Below are 16797 nucleotides of genomic sequence, written 5' to 3' on the forward strand. Positions count from 1 at the left end.
AATCGGGAGAGCACCATGCAAGAGCGGAACAACCAGGTCGGAATATGACCGGTTGTTCACAGCGTCCTCGCTGATGTTGCCTACCCGGTCCGAGGACCGTGCAGGACTTTTCAAAGGAACCACCAACCTGCGTGATGCAGGCCGGGGTATCAACATATCTGGCGTTGACTTTTGGCACGCTGTTGAGTTCTCAAGGAACGGACGCTTCCTTCGGTCCCGTTTCACCGGGGCCCTCCGGGCGCTTCCCTTCGTTCTTGCGTTTCCGACTCTATCAGACTCTTTCGTGTCCGATTCCCGGTCGAAGCGGGTTACTACTTGTTTCGCTTTCCAGTTCTTCGCTTTCGCGTTTCCCTTTCCGGCGGTTCCAACTTTACCAGACTCTTTTCCGTTCCGTTTCCGGTCCGAATTTGATTCCAGCGGCCTGTGGAGTGGCCTTTGCCTTTCGGCGGATCCGACTTTATCAGAGATTCTGAGTCGGATTTCCCGCCCCCCGGATGGGGTCACAGGCGCTCCCTGCGCACAAGTGCGCGAGGTGCTTCCCGTTCAGGCGGAATGGCAAACGTACTGGAGCGGGGCGCCTCGATGCAAATCGAGGCGCCCCGCTCCTGGTTGGCGGCCTGGCGGCCGCGCTCACGTCAGACCTCGACGACGACCGGAAGGATCATCGGACGCCGGCGGTAGGTGTCGGACACCCACTTGCCCACCGTGCGCCGGACCAGCTGCTGGAGCTGGTGCGGCTCCATCACCCCGTCCTGGGCGGACTTGTTGAGCGCGTCCTCGACCTTGGGTACCACGGCGGTGAACGCACCGTCGTCGATGCCGGAACCGCGGGCCTGGATGTGCGGGCCGCCCACGATCTTGCCGGACGAGCTGTCCACCACGATGAAGACCGAGATGATCCCCTCGTCGCCGAGGATGCGGCGGTCCTTGAGGGAGGTCTCGGTGACATCGCCGACCGAGAGGCCGTCGACGTACACGTAGCCGGCCTGGACCTTGCCGACGATCTTCGCCTTGCCGTCGACGAGGTCGACGACGACGCCGTCCTCGGCGATGACGATGTGGTCCTTCGGCACGCCGGTCAGCGCACCGAGTTCGGCGTTGGCCCGGAGGTGGCGCCATTCGCCGTGGACCGGCATCAGGTTCTTCGGCTTGCAGATGTTGTAGAAGTACAGCAGTTCGCCGGCCGAGGCGTGACCCGAGACGTGGACCTTGGCGTTGCCCTTGTGGACGACGTTCGCGCCCCAGCGGGTCAGGCCGTTGATCACGCGGTAGACCGCGTTCTCGTTGCCGGGGATCAGGGACGACGCCAGGATCACCGTGTCGCCCGGGACGATCCGGATCTGGTGGTCCCGGTTGGCCATACGGGAGAGGGCTGCCATCGGCTCACCCTGGGAACCCGTGCAGACCAGGACGACCTCGTCGTCCGGCAGGTCGTCGAGGGTCTTGACGTCGACCACCAGACCTGCGGGCACCTTGAGATAGCCCAGGTCACGCGCGATACCCATGTTGCGGACCATGGAGCGTCCGACGAACGCGACCCTGCGGCCGTACTCGTGGGCGGCGTCCAGGATCTGCTGGATGCGGTGCACGTGGCTGGCGAAGCTCGCCACGATGATGCGCTTCTGCGCGTTGGCGAACACCGTGCGCAGGACGTTGGAGATGTCCCGCTCCGGCGGAACGAATCCGGGGACCTCGGCGTTCGTCGAGTCGGAGAGAAGGAGGTCGATGCCCTCCTCGCTCAGCCGGGCGAACGCGTGCAGGTCGGTGAGACGGCCGTCCAGCGGGAGCTGGTCCATCTTGAAGTCACCGGTCACGACAGCCATGCCCGCAGGGGTGCGGATGGCGACCGCGAGGGCGTCCGGGATGGAGTGGTTGACCGCGACGAACTCGCAGTCGAAGATCCCGATGCGCTCACGCTGTCCCTCGGTCACCTCGAGGGTGTAGGGACGGATCCGGTGCTCCTGGAGCTTGGCCTCGATGAGTGCGAGGGTCAGCTTGGAGCCGATGAGGGGGATGTCCGGCTTCAGCCGGAGCAGATACGGGACGGCACCGATGTGGTCCTCGTGGCCGTGCGTGAGGACGATGCCCTCGACGTCGTCCAGGCGGTCCCGGATCGTGGTGAAGTCCGGCAGGATCAGGTCGATGCCCGGCTGCTCCTCCTCGGGGAAGAGCACACCGCAGTCGACGATGAGCAGGCGGCCGCCGTACTCGAAGACCGTCATGTTGCGGCCGATCTCGCCGAGGCCGCCCAGCGGCGTGACCCGCAGACCGCCCTTCGGGAGCTTCGGCGGGGTACCGAGTTCAGGATGTGGATGACTCAAAAGACTCTCCTTACCACGCACGCCACGTACCGCTGAGGGCACGTGGCGCGCGTGTCATTCGTGCACTTGCTGTTGTCAGGTGGTGTTTCCGCCGCGAGTGTCCTCGCGTATTCAGTTGTGAAGTCCGTGGTTAGAGCTGTACCCCGCCGGCAGCCAGATCGATCTTGAGCTGGGCCGTCTCCTGGGCGGTGAGTTCCACCAGGGGGAGGCGCAGCGGGCCGGCGGGGAGGCCCTGCAGGGTGAGCGCGGCCTTGGTGGTGATCACGCCCTGGGTGCGGAACATCCCGGTGAAGACCGGGAGCAGCTTCTGGTGGATCTCCGTGGCCTTCTGAACGTCGCCGCCGAGGTGAGCCTCGATGAGGGCGCGCAGCTCCGGGGTGGCGACGTGGCCGACGACGGAGACGAATCCGACGGCGCCGACCGAGAGCAGCGGGAGGTTGAGCATGTCGTCGCCGGAGTACCAGGCGAGGCCGGACTGGGCGATGGCCCAGCTGGAGCGGCCGAGGTCTCCCTTGGCGTCCTTGTTGGCGACGATCCGGGGGTGTTCGGCGAGGCGTACGAGTGTCTCCGTGTCGATCGGCACACCGCTGCGGCCCGGAATGTCGTACAGCATCACCGGGAGTCCGGTGGAGTCCGCGATGGCGCCGAAGTGGCGGAGGAGGCCCTCCTGCGGCGGCTTGTTGTAGTACGGCGTGACCGCGAGGAGGCCGTGGGCGCCACTGCGCTCGGCGGTACGGGCCAGTTCGATGCTGTGCCGCGTGTCGTTGGTACCGACGCCGGCTACGACGTGGGCTCGGTCTCCAACGGCTTCCAGTACAGCCCTGACCAGCTGGTCTTTCTCCGCGTCGCTGGTGGTCGGGGACTCGCCCGTGGTGCCGTTGACGACCAGGCCGTCGTTGCCTGCGTCCACCAGATGGGTGGCGAGCCGCTGGGCGCCGTCGAGGTCGAGTGCGCCGTCAGCCGTGAAGGGCGTGACCATAGCGGTGAGGACCCTCCCGAAGGGGGTCTGCGGAGTGGAGATCGGAGCCATGGGTAACACGCTACTCGTTGCTCGGAGCGTCGTGCCCCCTCGGGGGACGGGGAAGAGGAGCCCGGCACTGCCTGCTCGGGGGTTCAAGCAGTGCCGGGTCCGTTTGATCAGCCTAGATGAACTTCACGAAACGCCGCAATACGGACACCGCCTATGGGGCGACCCGTCCGTTTTTGTTGAAGGCGGCATGAGTGAGCGGCATCAGCGTCTGCCAGTGCTGTTCCATCTGCTCGCCGACCATTTCGATCTCGCGCTGCGGGAAGGACGGCACCTTGGCCAGCTCGTGCTGTGTGCGCAGGCCGAGGAAGTGCATCAGCGAGCGGGCGTTGCAGGTGGCGTACATCGTGGAGAACAGTCCGACGGGGAGCACGGCGCGGGCGACCTCACGGGCGACCCCGGCGGCGAGCATCTCCTGGTAGGCGTCGTAGGCCTGGCGGTAGGAGTCCTCCATGGCCCGGCTCGTGAGCGCGTGCTGCTCCGGGGTCCCCTCGACGAATTCGTACTTGCCGGGACGGCCCTGCTGGATGAGCTTGCGGGACTCCCCCGGGACGTAGAAGACCGGTTCGAGCTCCCTGTAGCGGCCCGATTCCTCGTTGTAGGACCAGCCCACGCGGTGCCGCATGAACTCGCGGAAGACGAAGATCGGGGCGCTGATGAAGAAGGTCATCGAGTTGTGCTCGAACGGGCTGCCGTGCCGGTCACGCATCAGGTAGTTGATGAGCCCCTTCGAGCGCTCGGGGTCCTTCGTGACCTCTTCCAGGGACTGCTCGCCGGCGGTGGACACACGGGCCGCGAACAGCACGTCGGAGTCGGCCGCGGCTGATTTCACCAGGTCAACGGTGACATCGCTGCGGAAGTGGGCCTTTGTGGGCTCGGGGGTGTCGGTCACCGGCGGGGGTCCTTCCAATTGCGTCGCTCGGGCGGCGTCCACTCTACGGGCCCCCGGGAGGGCATCCGTCAGCGGGAAATTTTGGATGGGTCCGGCGATTCGGGGCACCGATCGGGCCTCTCGTACGTCTGACTCATTAGCAGCACCCGTCACAGAGTTCAAGGAGAGTTTCCTCATGTTCCGCCGGCGTGAATCCGTCCCGTTCTCGTTCGTCGCCGAGGCCGACCGGTTCCGCAGTAATGTCACTCCGCCTCCCCGCCGGCGCGCCAGCCGTTCGCAGCTGGCCGCTCGTTCCCTCGTAGGGCTGACGATGGTCGCCGGCTTCGCCGGATCGCTGCTCTTCGGTCTGCCCGCGCTGGACACCGAGCGGACGCCCTCCCACAGTCAGACGTCCGAGGCGTCCCAGCACCGCTGACCCGTACGGGCCCCCTGGAGTGGTCGGCCGGGGGGCTGCTCGGTAGCCTCACCGGGCACAGCAATCGAGCGTGCTTGTGAGTGAGGATCAGTCGTGCCCCTGCCCTTCCTGACGGCCGACCGCGCATTCGACGCGGATGCGCAGGACATCGCGCTGCCGTTCGACGACCACGACAGCTGGCGACGGCCCTACCGACCCGGCCCCTGGCGGGTCGCGGCGGCAGCCGGTCTGCTGCTGCTGGCGTCCTTCGTGCTGCTCGCCGCGATGATCATCACGTTGGCCGGCTCGCTGTCCGGAGCGTCCGCGTGCTTCGTGCTCGCGGCCGTGATGATCGGCGGCGCGCTGCGGCTGCTGCGGGTCGGCGCGTGGGTGAGCCTGCACGGCGTGCGCCGGGTGGGTTTCTTCCGTACGACCACGGTGCCGTGGGCGAGCACGGCGGCGGTCCGCACGGTGCAGCAGCCGGTGAAGTGGCTCGGTTTCCCGCGAACCGTCCAGGGACAGGCCCTGGTCGTGGTGCGCAGGAACGGCGAACCGCTGCCGCCGCTGGTAACCGACCACAACGCGGACTTCCTGGCCCGTGCCGAGGCGTTCGAGCGTGCCACGGACACCATCGAGGCCTGGGGCGACGAATACCGCACCGGCTGACGGGCCGGGGGCTCCTCGGAGCCGCAAGAACACCTGCAAGCCGGTACGGCGCCGCTCAGGCGCGTACCGGCTTGTTCGTGTGCAGGGCGATGGCGCGCTGCATCGCCTTGCGGGCGCGCGGGGTGTCCCTCGCGTCCTGATAGGCGACCGCGAGCCGGAACCAGCAGCGCCAGTCGTCCGGGCTGTCCTCGGTCTCCTCGCGGCGCCGGGCGAACACGGCGTCGGCGGAGTCGCGGTCGATACGCCCCGAAGGGGTGCGCACCAGCTCGTCGACGGGGAGGCCCCCTTCGGCGTCCAGTTCGGCGGCCAGGGCGTTGGCCCGGCGCACGAACTGGGTGTTCTTCCAGAGGAACCAGACGCCGATCACCGGCAGGATCAGCACCGCGACACCGAAGGTGACCGTGAGCAGCGTGCCGTGCCGGATGAGCAGGACGCCCCGGCTGCCGGCCAGGACGAAGTAGAAGACCAGGACGGCAGCGGTGACGAGGTAGGTGAGCTTTGCGCGCATCGGGTGGGGCCCAGTCAGTTCAGGTCGAGGAAGTGTTCCAGGCCGAACGTGAGGCCGGGAGTGGTGACCACGCGGCGGGTTCCGAGCAGGATGCCCGGCATGAAGCTGCTGTGGTGGAGCGAGTCGTGCCGCAGGGTGAGGGTCTCGCCCTCGCCGCCCAGCAGGACCTCCTGGTGGGCGAGGAGTCCGCGGAGCCGGACGGAGTGGACCGGCACTCCGTCGACGTCGGCGCCACGTGCTCCGTCCAGCGCTGTGGCCGTGGCGTCGGGCTGCGACGCCACGCCGGCCCTCTCGCGGGCCGCTGCGATGAGCTGGGCGGTGCGGGTGGCGGTGCCCGAGGGAGCGTCCGCCTTGTTCGGGTGGTGCAGTTCGATGACCTCGACCGACTCGAAGTAGCGGGCGGCCTGCTCCGCGAACTTCATCGTGAGGACGGCGCCGATGGAGAAGTTCGGCGCGATGAGCACACCGGTCTCCGGGGAGCCGGAGAGCCAGGTGTTCAGCTGCGCGAGCCGTTCGTCGGTCCAGCCGGTGGTGCCCACGACGGCGTGGATGCCGTGACGGACGCAGAAGTCGAGGTTCTCCATCACCGACGCGGGTGTGGTGAGCTCGACGACGGCCTGGGCGCCGGTCTCCGTGAGGGTCTCCAGCGTGTCGCCGCGGCCGAGCGCGGCCACCAGCTCCATGTCGTCGGCGGCCTCCACGGCTCGTACCGCCTCGGACCCGATGCGGCCCTTGGCGCCGAGAACGGCCACGCGCAGCTTGCTCATCTGTGTTCTTTTCCTTACGGGGTGGTTAGGAGACCGCTTCCTGGAGGCGGTCGGCCTGCTTGTCCTTCAGCGGACCGATGACCGAGAGCGAGGGCCGCTGTCCGAGGACGTCGGCGGCCACGGCACGGACCTCGTCGGGGGTGACCGCCGCGATCTTGGCCAGCATGTCATCGACGGACATCTGTTCGCCCCAGCAGAGTTCGCTCTTGCCGATGCGGTTCATGAGCGCGCCGGTGTCCTCCAGGCCGAGGACGGTGGAACCGGCGAGCTGCCCGACGGCGCGGCCGATCTCCTCGTCACCGAGGCCGTCCGTCGCCACGCGGTCCAGCTCGTCGCGGCAGATCTTGAGGACGTCGTGCACCTGGCTGGGCCAGGCATCCCGCGTACACGCCGAAGAGCCCGCAGTCGGCGAAGCCCGAGGTGTACGAGTACACGCTGTAGGCCAGGCCGCGCTTCTCCCGTACCTCCTGGAAGAGGCGTGAGCTCATGCCGCCGCCGAGCGCGGTGTTCAGGACGCCGAGTGCCCAGCGGCGCTCGTCGGTCCTGGCCAGGCCGGGCATGCCGAGGACGACGTGGGCCTGCTCGGTCTTGCGGTTCAGGAGCTCGACCTTGCCGGCCGCCCGCAGGGTGCGGGAGCCCTCGCGCGGCGCCGTGGGGACGGCGTCGGTGCGGGTGAGGGCGCCTGCCCGCTCGAAGGCCTTCCGGACCTGCCGGACGACGGTGGCGTGGTCCACGTTGCCCGCCGCGGCCACCACCAGGTGCGTGGGGTCGTAGTGCTTCTTGTAGAAGCGGGCGATCTGGCCCCGGTTCAGCGCGTTGATCGTGTCGACGGTGCCGAGGACCGGGCGGCCCAGCGGGGTGTCACCGAGCATCGTGTGCGCGAACAGGTCGTGCACGCAGTCGCCCGGGTCGTCCTCGGTCATCGCGATCTCCTCGAGGATGACGCCGCGCTCGGCGTCGACGTCCTCGGGGGCGATCAGCGAGCCGGTCAGCATGTCGCAGACGACATCGATGGCCAGCGGGAGGTCGGTGTCCAGGACCCGCGCGTAGTAGCAGGTGTACTCCTTCGCCGTGAAGGCGTTCATCTCGCCGCCGACCGCGTCGATCGCGGACGAGATGTCGAGGGCGCTGCGCTTGGCCGTGCCCTTGAAGAGGAGGTGTTCGAGGTAGTGGGTCGCGCCGTTCAGGGTGGGCGTCTCGTCGCGTGATCCGACGTTGGCCCAGATCCCGAAGGTGGCGGAGCGTACGGAGGGCAGCGTCTCGGTGACGACCCGGAGACCGCCCGGGAGGACGGTGCGGCGGACGGTGCCGATGCCGTTGGTGCCCTTGAGAAGCGTTTGGGTACGGGCGACGGCCCGCCCCTCCGAGGAGGGGCGGGCCGTCGTCACGGAACTACGGGACGTCACTTGTCGGTGTCGTCCTTCTTCTCGTCCTCTTCGCCCTCGATCACGGGGATGAGGGAGAGCTTGCCGCGGGAGTCGATCTCCGCGATCTCGACCTGGACCTTGGCGCCGACGCCGAGCACGTCCTCGACGTTCTCCACGCGCTTGCCACCGGCGAGCTTGCGGATCTGCGAGATGTGCAGCAGACCGTCCTTGCCGGGCATGAGGGAGACGAAGGCACCGAAGGTGGTGGTCTTGACGACCGTACCCAGGTAGCGCTCGCCGACCTCCGGCATGGTCGGGTTGGCGATGGCGTTGATCGTGGCGCGGGCGGCCTCGGCCTGCGAGCCCTGCTGGGCACCGATGTAGATGGTGCCGTCGTCCTCGATCGTGATGTCGGCGCCGGTGTCCTCCTGGATCTGGTTGATCATCTTGCCCTTGGGGCCGATGACCTCACCGATCTTGTCCACCGGGATCTTGACGGTGATGATCCGCGGGGCGTTCGGGGACATCTCGTCCGGGACGTCGATGGCCTCGTTCATGACGTCCAGGATGTGCAGACGCGCGTCACGGGCCTGCTTCAGCGCGGCGGCCAGGACCGAGGCGGGGATGCCGTCGAGCTTGGTGTCGAGCTGGAGCGCGGTCACGAACTGCTTCGTGCCGGCGACCTTGAAGTCCATGTCGCCGAACGCGTCCTCCGCACCGAGGATGTCGGTGAGGGCGACGTAGTGCGTCTTGCCGTCGATCTCCTGCGAGATCAGGCCCATGGCGATACCGGCGACGGCGGCCTTGAGGGGCACACCGGCGTTCAGCAGCGACATGGTGGAGGCGCAGACCGAGCCCATGGACGTCGAGCCGTTGGAGCCCAGCGCCTCGGAGACCTGGCGGATCGCGTAGGGGAACTCCTCGCGCGACGGCAGCACCGGCACGATGGCGCGCTCGGCGAGCGCTCCGTGGCCGATCTCGCGGCGCTTGGGCGAGCCCACGCGGCCGGTCTCACCGACGGAGTACGGCGGGAAGTTGTAGTTGTGCATGTAGCGCTTGCGGGTCACCGGGGAGAGGGTGTCCAGCTGCTGCTCCATGCGGAGCATGTTGAGGGTGGTGACGCCCAGGATCTGGGTCTCGCCACGCTCGAACAGCGCCGAGCCGTGCACGCGCGGGATGGCCTCGACCTCGGCGGCGAGCGTACGGATGTCCGTGACGCCACGGCCGTCGATGCGGACCTTGTCCTTGATGACGCGCTCGCGGACCAGCTTCTTGGTCAGCGCGCGGTAGGCACCCGAGATCTCCTTCTCGCGGCCCTCGAAGGCCGGGAGGAGCTTCTCGCCCGCGATCTCCTTGATGCGGTCCAGCTCCGCCTCGCGCTCCTGCTTGCCGGCGATGGTGAGCGCCTTGGCGAGCTCGGTGCTGACGGCCTTGGTGAGCGCCTCCAGGACGTCGTCCTGGTAGTCGAGGAAGACCGGGAACTCGCCGGTGGGCTTGGCAGCCTTGGAGGCGAGGTCGGACTGGGCCTTGCAGAGCGCCTTGATGAAGGGCTTCGCGGCCTCGAGACCGGCGGCGACGACCTCTTCGGTCGGGGCCTCGGCGCCGTCCTTGACGAGCTGGATGGTCTTCTCGGTGGCCTCGGCCTCGACCATCATGATCGCGACGTCGCCGTCCTCCAGGACGCGACCGGCGACGACCATGTCGAAGACGGCGTCCTCGAGCTCGGTGTGCGTCGGGAAGGCGACCCACTGGCCCTTGATCAGGGCCACACGGGTGGCGCCGATCGGGCCGGAGAAGGGCAGGCCCGCCAGGATCGTGGAGGCGGAGGCGGCGTTGATCGCGACCACGTCGTACAGGTGGTCGGGGTTGAGCGCCATGATCGTCTCGACGATCTGGATCTCGTTGCGCAGGCCCTTCTTGAAGGAGGGGCGCAGCGGGCGGTCGATCAGGCGGCAGGTGAGGATCGCGTCCTCGGAGGGCCGGCCTTCACGGCGGAAGAAGGAGCCGGGGATCTTGCCGGCCGCGTACTGCCGCTCCTCGACGTCCACCGTGAGGGGGAAGAAGTCGAGCTGGTCCTTGGGCCGCTTGGAAGCGGTGGTGGCCGACAGCACCATGGTGTCGTCGTCCAGGTACGCGACGGCGGAGCCTGCGGCCTGCTTGGCCAGGCGGCCCGTCTCGAAGCGGATGGTGCGGGTGCCGAAGGTGCCGTTGTCGATCACGGCTTCGGCGTAGTGGGTCTCGTTCTCCACTAGTGATTTCTCCATACTCGTCGTCTTTCGTCCTGCCGCCCGTGTGGCGGAGGACGGTGCGGAGAAGCGCGCCGTGTGTGCGGGCCGGTCTTCGATCGAAGCTCCCGGGCGTTGCCCCGGGGGCCACTACCGAGGACCGGCGGCGGCCGTGGCGCGCCTCTCCTCGTTCTGTTGTCGTACGTCCAGGTTACTGAGCCGGACCCGGGTCACGCACGTACAACAAAGGGAGCGGCCCCCTGGAATCGGGGTACCGCTCCCTCTCACAGCGTCCTTACTTGGCGCCGCCGGCCGCACCGCGGCGGATGCCGAGGCGGTCGACGAGCGCACGGAAGCGCTGGATGTCCTTCTTGGCAAGGTACTGCAGGAGGCGGCGACGCTGGCCGACCAGGATCAGCAGACCACGACGGGAGTGGTGGTCGTGCTTGTGCGTCTTGAGGTGCTCCGTCAGGTCCGAGATCCGGCGGGAGAGCATGGCGACCTGGACCTCGGGGGATCCGGTGTCACCCTCCTTCTGGGCGAACTCGGACATGATCTGCTTCTTCGTAGCGGCGTCGAGCGGCACGCGTACTCCTCTTGATGTTCGATGCGCCCACGAGTGCCCCTGGTCTTGATCTCAGGGGAGCTTCCGTGACTCGGAGGCGAAGGTCCGATGAGCGCAGCCCTCAGGATGATTCCCGGAGGCGCGTACACAAACGGCCGTCACACAGCGTACCAGCCGCTGCGGACCCGTCCGTCCGTCGTGCCGAACGGGTCAGCTGGTGAGCGCCCGGATCGAGTGGTAGACGTCGAAGACCGCCAGGCACAGCGGCAGCAGCGTCAGCAGGACGAAGGCCTCGGCGATCTCCAGGAAGCGGCCCCAGAACGGGGTGACGCCCTTGCGCGGGACGATCAGCCCTATGGCGGTGATCAGTGCGGCTACGCCGGCGACCGCGGCGGTGAGCCAGATCGTACGGATGTCGAGTCCCGCGCTGTCCCCCTTGAGCGCCTCCCGGATCAGGTCGACCGGCGGGTTGAGCGACAGCCCGAGGCCGAGGAGCACGAGTGCGGCGAGGCCCGCGCCCAGGGCGCAGCCGACCTGGGCGGTGTAGCGGAACAGGTGGGCGCGCATCAGCATCGCGATCCCGGTGGCGAGCGCCAGGAGCTGGCCCCAGACGCTGTCCGAGAAGCCGAGCACCGCCGCGGCCCCCACGGCCACCAGCGCGCAGCCCCCGGCGAGGCCGAGGAGCAGTTCGTGTCCGCGCCGCGCCTGGGCCGCGATGCGGTCGGCGTCGACCGGGCCCTGCGGCGCCGGGTCGGACGTCCCGTAGTCGCCGACGGTGGTGCGGGGCGGCTCGAAGCCGATCGGGAGGCGTGCGAAGCGGGTGGAGAGCCCTGGCAGGAAGGCGAGGAGGCCCACGGAGAGGGGTGCGCACACGGCCGCGGTCTCGGCCTGCTCCATGCCGGTCATGATCGCGACGAAGGTCACCAGCACGCCGATGGCGGAGGCGAAGACGAAGGCGACGAAGGTTCCGTCGCCCTCGGGGGCGGCGATCATGAGGATCACGGACGCCACCAGCACGGCGGCGCAGGCGAGCAGGAACTGCAGCCTGCCGACGCCCTGGCCATCGCTGAGCGGCAGGAGCCCGGCACCGGCCACCGCGGAGTTGGTGAGTGCGCCGATACCCAGCGCGATGGACGAGCCGCGGTCGGCGTAGATCCGCGCGCGTACGCAGGCGAGCGCGAGGAGGAGTACGGCGGTGACGGCGGCCAGGATGCCGGGGAGGCCGTTCATGTCGTGCCGGATGTCGGAGGTCCAGAGCACGAAGCCGAGCAGGGCCAGCAGGACCGACCCGCCGAAGAGACCGGCCGAGCGCATGAGGCTGTCGCCCCAGAGCGTGCGGTCCTTGGCGACCGCGGTGGCGACCGCGTCGGAGACGTCGTCGAAGACCGCGGGGGGCAGCGACTCGGAGAAGGGCCGCAGGGACAGGAGCTCCCCGTCGAGGATGCGCTGACCGGCCAGTGTGCGCCCGCTGTCGAGGACGGTGCCGTCACGGCGCACCAGGTGGTAGCCGACCGGGGCGCCCTGGGCGGGGCTCTGGCCCGAGAGCCGGAGGATCTCCGGGTAGAGGTCGGCTACGGGGATGTCCTCGGGCAGCGCCACGTCGACACGGCTGTCGGGCGCGACGACCGTGACCCGGCAGAAGCCGGTCCCGTTGCCGGCCGGAACTCCGGGACCCGGCCGGCCGGATCCGGTAGCCGCGGTTTGGGCCGTCATAGTCACGTGCTGCTCCCCCTCATGGTTCTCCTGGACTCCTGAAAACGCACCCCTGGATCGAGGGCTCCACCTGCGTCCCGAATGACCCGTTTTTTTGCGGTAGTTAGCGGATGCGTACACGCGTCGCGACACCCTACCGCCCTCGGGTCACCGGGCACGCCAGTAGGATCCTCCCGCGGACGGAACCCGTCGCCACGGGGGCGCCGATAGGAACAGTTCCGTCCGGCAAGGGAATTGGTGAGCTGTGAGCCACATTGTCGTCAAGCGCCCACCGCGGGCCCTCCCCTCCGAAGTTCCGGGCGAGCAGGTGCAGTTGCAACCTCCGCCCGAGTTGCCCCGCGGGCAGCAGGAGGGGGTGATGATGCAGCTGCTGCCGATGCTCGGCATGGGCGGTTCCGTCGTCTTCTTCTTCATGACTCCGAACCCGATCATGCGGATCATGGGCATGATCATGATCGCGTCGACGGTCGCGATGGCCATCTCGATGCTCGTCCGCTTCCGGCGCGGCACCCAGGGTCAGTTGGCGGACATGCGGCGCGACTACCTGAAGTATCTGACGCAGACCCGGCGCGCCGTGCTGAGGACCGCGCGTCAGCAGCGCGACGCGCAGTTCTACCTCCACCCGTCCCCGGAGCAGCTGTGGGCCCTCGTGGCCGAGGGCAGCCGGGTGTGGGAGCGCCGGGTGGGGGACGCCGACTTCGCGCACGTACGCATCGGTCTGGGCGGTCAGGAACTCGCCACGCCTCTCATGGCCCCCGACACCGCGCCGGTCGACGAGCTGGAGCCGCTGACCGCCGGGGCGATGCAGCAGTTCCTGACGACGCACAGCACGCTGGACGGACTGCCGATGGCGGTCTCGCTCCGCGCCTTCTACCACCTGACGATCAGTGGTGAGGCCGAATCCGCGCGTGCCACGGCCCGCGCGATGGTCGGGGCGCTCGCCTCGCTGCACTCCCCCGAGGACCTGGTCGTCGCCGTCGCGACCGACCGCGACGCCGCTCCGCGCTGGGAGTGGGCGAAGTGGCTCCCGCACGTCCAGGTGCAGGGTTCCACCGACGGCGCCGGCAGCCGCCGCCTGATCACCACGGGTGTCACGGAGCTCGAGGAGATGCTCGCGGGCCGCCTCGACGGCCGCCCCCGTTTCCAGCCGGGCGGCCAGCCGCTCCTCGACCAGCCGCACGTCGTGGTCGTGCTCGACGGCGAGTCCGTGCCGGCGACGTCCGCACTCGCGTCGGCCGAGGGCCTCCAGGGCGTCACCGTCGTCGAGATCGTCACGGGCCAGGTCAACGGGGCGCGCGGCGGTCTCTCCATCGTGGTGGACCCCCACACGCTCCAGCTGGAGTCGGGGCACGGCCTGGTGTACGACGGTGTTCCCGACCTCCTGAGCCACGAGGCGGCGGAGGCGCTCGCGCGCCAGCTGGCGCCGCTCCACGTGGCAACGGGCGGGGACGACGACGAGCCGCTGCTCGCCAATCTGGAATTCACCGACCTGCTGAATCTCGGTGACGCGGCTTCGGTCGACGTGAGCCGGACCTGGCGGGCCCGCTCGCAGGCGGAGCGGCTCCGTGTCCCGATCGGCGTGGGCGAGGACGGCGGCCCGGTGATGCTGGACCTCAAGGAGGCTGCGCAGGAGGGCATGGGACCGCACGGGCTGTGTGTGGGCGCCACGGGTTCCGGCAAGTCGGAGCTGCTGCGCACACTGGTCCTGGGCCTCGCCGTCACCCACACCTCGGAGACGCTGAACTTCGTCCTCGCGGACTTCAAGGGTGGCGCCACCTTCGCGGGGATGGCGCAGATGCCGCACGTCGCCGCGGTGATCACCAACCTCGCCGACGACCTGACACTGGTGGACCGCATGGGCGACTCCATCAGCGGTGAGCTCAACCGCCGCCAGGAGATGCTGCGCGACGCGGGCAACTACGCCAACATCCACGACTACGAGAAAGCGCGTGCCGCGGGTGCCCCGCTGCAGCCCATCCCCTCCCTCGTCCTGGTCATCGACGAGTTCAGCGAGCTGCTGACGGCAAAGCCGGACTTCATCGAGATGTTCGTCCAGATCGGGCGCATCGGCCGTTCGCTGGGCGTCCACCTCCTGCTGGCCTCGCAGCGCCTGGAGGAAGGACGGCTGCGCGGCCTGGAGACCTATCTGTCGTACCGGATCGGTCTGCGTACGTTCTCCACCGGCGAGTCCCGCGCCGCACTGGGCGTCCCCGATGCCTACCACCTGCCCAATGTGCCCGGTTCGGGCTATCTGAAGTACGGCACGGACGAGATGGTGCGCTTCAAGGCGGCGTACGTCTCCGGGGTGTACCGCTCGGGTGCGCAGCCCGCCGCGTCCTCCGGTCCGCTGCCCGTCGACCGTCGGCCGGTGCTGTTCACCGCGGCCCCGGTGCCCGTGCGCTACGTGCAGCCGACGGCGGAGCCGGGCGTCCCCGACGCGCGCAGGTCCGAGGACGACGCCCTGGCGGACACGGTCCTCGACGTGATCGTGCGCAGGCTGGAGGGCCGCGGGGCGTCGGCGCACCAGGTGTGGCTGCCCCCGCTGGACAATCCACCGTCGCTGGACGAGCTCCTGCCGGGGCTGTCCGCGGTCGAGGGCCGCGGGCTGACCCAGCCCGGGTTCGAGGGCGCGGGCCGCCTCGTCGTACCGCTGGGTGTGGTCGACAAGCCGTACGAGCAGCGCCGTGACACCCTCTACCGGGACTTCTCCGGCGCGGCCGGCCACATGCAGATCACCGGTGGCCCGCAGTCGGGCAAGTCCACGCTGCTGCGGACGCTGATCGCGGGCTTCGCCCTCACCCACACACCGCAGGAGGTCCAGTTCTACGGGCTGGACTTCGGTGGTGGCGGCATGGCCTCGGTCTCCGGGCTGCCCCACGTGGGAGGGATCGCCTCCCGGCTCGATCCCGAACGGGTGCGCCGTACGGTCTCCGAGGTGTACGGGATCATGGCCCGCCGTGAGGAGTACTTCCGCAGCGCGGGCATCGACTCCATCGCCACCTTCCGCAGGCTGCGGGCGCGCGGCGAGATCTCGGTGACGGACCAGCCGTGGGGCGACGTCTTCCTGATCATCGACGGCTGGGGCAACTTCCGTACGGACTACGAGGCCCTGGAAGCGGCGGCCATCGACATCGCGCAGCGCGGTCTCGGTTACGGCATCCACCTGATCGTCACGGCGTCGCGTTCGATGGAGGTCCGGGCCAACCTGAAGGACCACCTGATGAACCGGCTCGAACTGCGGCTCGGTGACGTCATGGACTCCGAGCTGGACCGCAAGGCCGCGGTCAACGTGCCCGCCGGTGTACCCGGGCGCGGTCTCACTCCGGAGAAGCTGCACTTCATGGCGGCGGTGCCACGGATCGACGGCATCAACTCCGACAGCGACCTCTCCGAGGCGACGGCGGCCATGAACCAGGAGGTCGCCCGGCACTGGACGGCGGCTCCCGCTCCCGCGGTCCGGCTGCTGCCCCGCGAACTCCCGGTCCGCGACCTGCCGGCGGGCTACGCGCAGCCGGAGCGGGGCATCGCGTTCGGGATCGACGAGAACAACCTGGAACCGGTCTGGCTCGACTTCGAGCGCGACCCGTTCTTCCTGGTGTTCGGCGAGAGCGAGTCCGGCAAGTCCAACCTGCTGCGCATGCTCATCAAGCAGCTGACCGAGAGGTACGACGGGAACGCCGCGAAGTTCTTCGTCATCGACAACCGGCGAGCGCTCCTGGACGTCACCCCCGCGACGCACCTCGCGGAGTACGTGCCCATGTCCAACAACATGGAGCACCACGCGGACGCGCTGTACGACCTGATGAAGCGCCGTACGCCGTCGCCCGACGTCACCGCACAGGAGCTCCGTGACCGCAGTTGGTGGAGCGGCCCGTCGGTGTTCGTGGTCGTCGACGACTACGACCTGGTCTCGACGTCCAGCGGCAACCCGTTGTCGAAGCTCACGGAGATGCTGCCGTTCTCCCGTGACGTCGGGGTGCGGTTCATCATCGCGCGCAGCACGGCGGGAGCGGGCCGCGCACTGTACGAGCCCTTCCTCCAGCGCATCCTGGAACTGGGCGCGCAGGGCGTGATGCTGTCCGGCGACCCGATCGAGGGCGACATCCTCGGCAACGTACGCCCGCGGCCGATGCCCCCGGGGCGCGGGGTCTTCGTCACCCGCCGACGCGGGAACCCGCTGGTGCAGACGGGGCTCATGGACGGGGAGCGGTAGGGCCTGTGGCCGGTGCGAGGCGGGTGGTGACGGAGTAGGTCCGTCACCACCCGCTTCGGCGTTCGGGCGGGCCCTGGGCCAAGGCCGACGAGGACGGCACCCGCGTGCGGCCCGGCAGTGTCTGGAAGGGAACGCCGCA

Annotated in this window: 11 protein-coding genes and 1 pseudogene; 3 read left to right on the forward strand and 9 right to left on the reverse strand. The window is 68.9% G+C overall.

The annotated features are described in order from the left end of the window. Positions 1-635: 635 nt before the first annotated feature. The 3 genes from P8A20_RS09400 to thyX form a co-directional block, all read right to left on the reverse strand. Positions 636-2321 carry a ribonuclease J gene (locus tag P8A20_RS09400; protein WP_147959791.1) on the reverse strand — a complete coding sequence of 562 codons (1686 nt, stop codon included), beginning with the start codon at positions 2319-2321 and terminating at the stop codon, positions 636-638. Positions 2322-2451: 130 nt separating this feature from the next. Beyond that, positions 2452-3351, reverse strand: coding sequence for a 4-hydroxy-tetrahydrodipicolinate synthase (gene dapA / locus P8A20_RS09405; RefSeq protein ID WP_147959790.1), 900 nt, complete (start codon positions 3349-3351; stop codon positions 2452-2454). Positions 3352-3502: 151 nt separating this feature from the next. After that, on the reverse strand, positions 3503-4240 hold the full coding sequence (gene thyX / locus P8A20_RS09410) for an FAD-dependent thymidylate synthase (protein ID WP_145810647.1): 738 nt from the start codon (positions 4238-4240) through the stop codon (positions 3503-3505). Positions 4241-4415: 175 nt separating this feature from the next. On the opposite strand from thyX, the gene P8A20_RS09415 reads away from it, so the two are divergent. Then, entirely contained in the window at positions 4416-4655 is a 240-nt protein-coding gene (locus tag P8A20_RS09415; RefSeq protein WP_147959789.1) for a hypothetical protein, read from the forward strand. A 93-nt stretch (positions 4656-4748) separates the two neighbouring features. Beyond that, positions 4749-5300, forward strand: coding sequence for an SCO5741 family PH domain-containing membrane protein (locus tag P8A20_RS09420; protein ID WP_306103322.1), 552 nt, complete (start codon positions 4749-4751; stop codon positions 5298-5300). A gap of 55 nt (positions 5301-5355) precedes the next feature. Here P8A20_RS09420 and P8A20_RS09425 read toward each other — a convergent pair whose 3' ends face one another. The 6 genes and pseudogenes from P8A20_RS09425 to eccD all read right to left on the reverse strand — a co-directional run bounded on the left by P8A20_RS09425 (position 5356) and on the right by eccD (position 12445). Further along, positions 5356-5808 carry a tetratricopeptide repeat protein gene (locus tag P8A20_RS09425; protein WP_147959787.1) on the reverse strand — a complete coding sequence of 151 codons (453 nt, stop codon included), beginning with the start codon at positions 5806-5808 and terminating at the stop codon, positions 5356-5358. Positions 5809-5822: 14 nt separating this feature from the next. Continuing rightward, on the reverse strand, positions 5823-6575 hold the full coding sequence (gene dapB / locus P8A20_RS09430; protein WP_147959786.1) for a 4-hydroxy-tetrahydrodipicolinate reductase: 753 nt from the start codon (positions 6573-6575) through the stop codon (positions 5823-5825). Positions 6576-6600: 25 nt separating this feature from the next. Continuing rightward, positions 6601-7981 (reverse strand): annotated as a pseudogene (locus tag P8A20_RS09435) (M16 family metallopeptidase). Further along, positions 7978-10191, reverse strand: coding sequence for a polyribonucleotide nucleotidyltransferase (locus tag P8A20_RS09440; protein WP_306105136.1), 2214 nt, complete (start codon positions 10189-10191; stop codon positions 7978-7980). The pseudogene P8A20_RS09435 and the gene P8A20_RS09440 overlap by 4 nt, the downstream one beginning before the upstream one ends. Positions 10192-10462: 271 nt before the next feature. Next, on the reverse strand, positions 10463-10753 hold the full coding sequence (rpsO, locus tag P8A20_RS09445) for a 30S ribosomal protein S15 (RefSeq protein WP_003965855.1): 291 nt from the start codon (positions 10751-10753) through the stop codon (positions 10463-10465). Between the two features lie 189 nt (positions 10754-10942). Further along, positions 10943-12445: a type VII secretion integral membrane protein EccD gene (eccD, locus tag P8A20_RS09450; protein WP_306103323.1), complete on the reverse strand. Its 1503-nt coding sequence runs from the start codon at positions 12443-12445 to the stop codon at positions 10943-10945. Between the two features lie 244 nt (positions 12446-12689). On the opposite strand from eccD, the gene eccCa reads away from it, so the two are divergent. Next, on the forward strand, positions 12690-16658 hold the full coding sequence (gene eccCa, locus P8A20_RS09455; protein ID WP_147959783.1) for a type VII secretion protein EccCa: 3969 nt from the start codon (positions 12690-12692) through the stop codon (positions 16656-16658). Positions 16659-16797 lie beyond the last annotated feature (139 nt).

This window comes from Streptomyces sp. Alt3 (genome assembly GCF_030719215.1).
Lineage (GTDB): Bacteria > Actinomycetota > Actinomycetes > Streptomycetales > Streptomycetaceae > Streptomyces > Streptomyces glycanivorans.

Coding starts and splice junctions, on each gene's coding strand:
- dapA (WP_147959790.1), bottom strand. CDS start 3,351: ATGGCTCCGATCTCCACTCCGCAGACCCCCTTCGGGAGGGTCCTCACC.
- P8A20_RS09415 (WP_147959789.1), top strand. CDS start 4,416: ATGTTCCGCCGGCGTGAATCCGTCCCGTTCTCGTTCGTCGCCGAGGCC.
- P8A20_RS09425 (WP_147959787.1), bottom strand. CDS start 5,808: ATGCGCGCAAAGCTCACCTACCTCGTCACCGCTGCCGTCCTGGTCTTC.
- dapB (WP_147959786.1), bottom strand. CDS start 6,575: ATGAGCAAGCTGCGCGTGGCCGTTCTCGGCGCCAAGGGCCGCATCGGG.
- eccD (WP_306103323.1), bottom strand. CDS start 12,445: ATGACGGCCCAAACCGCGGCTACCGGATCCGGCCGGCCGGGTCCCGGA.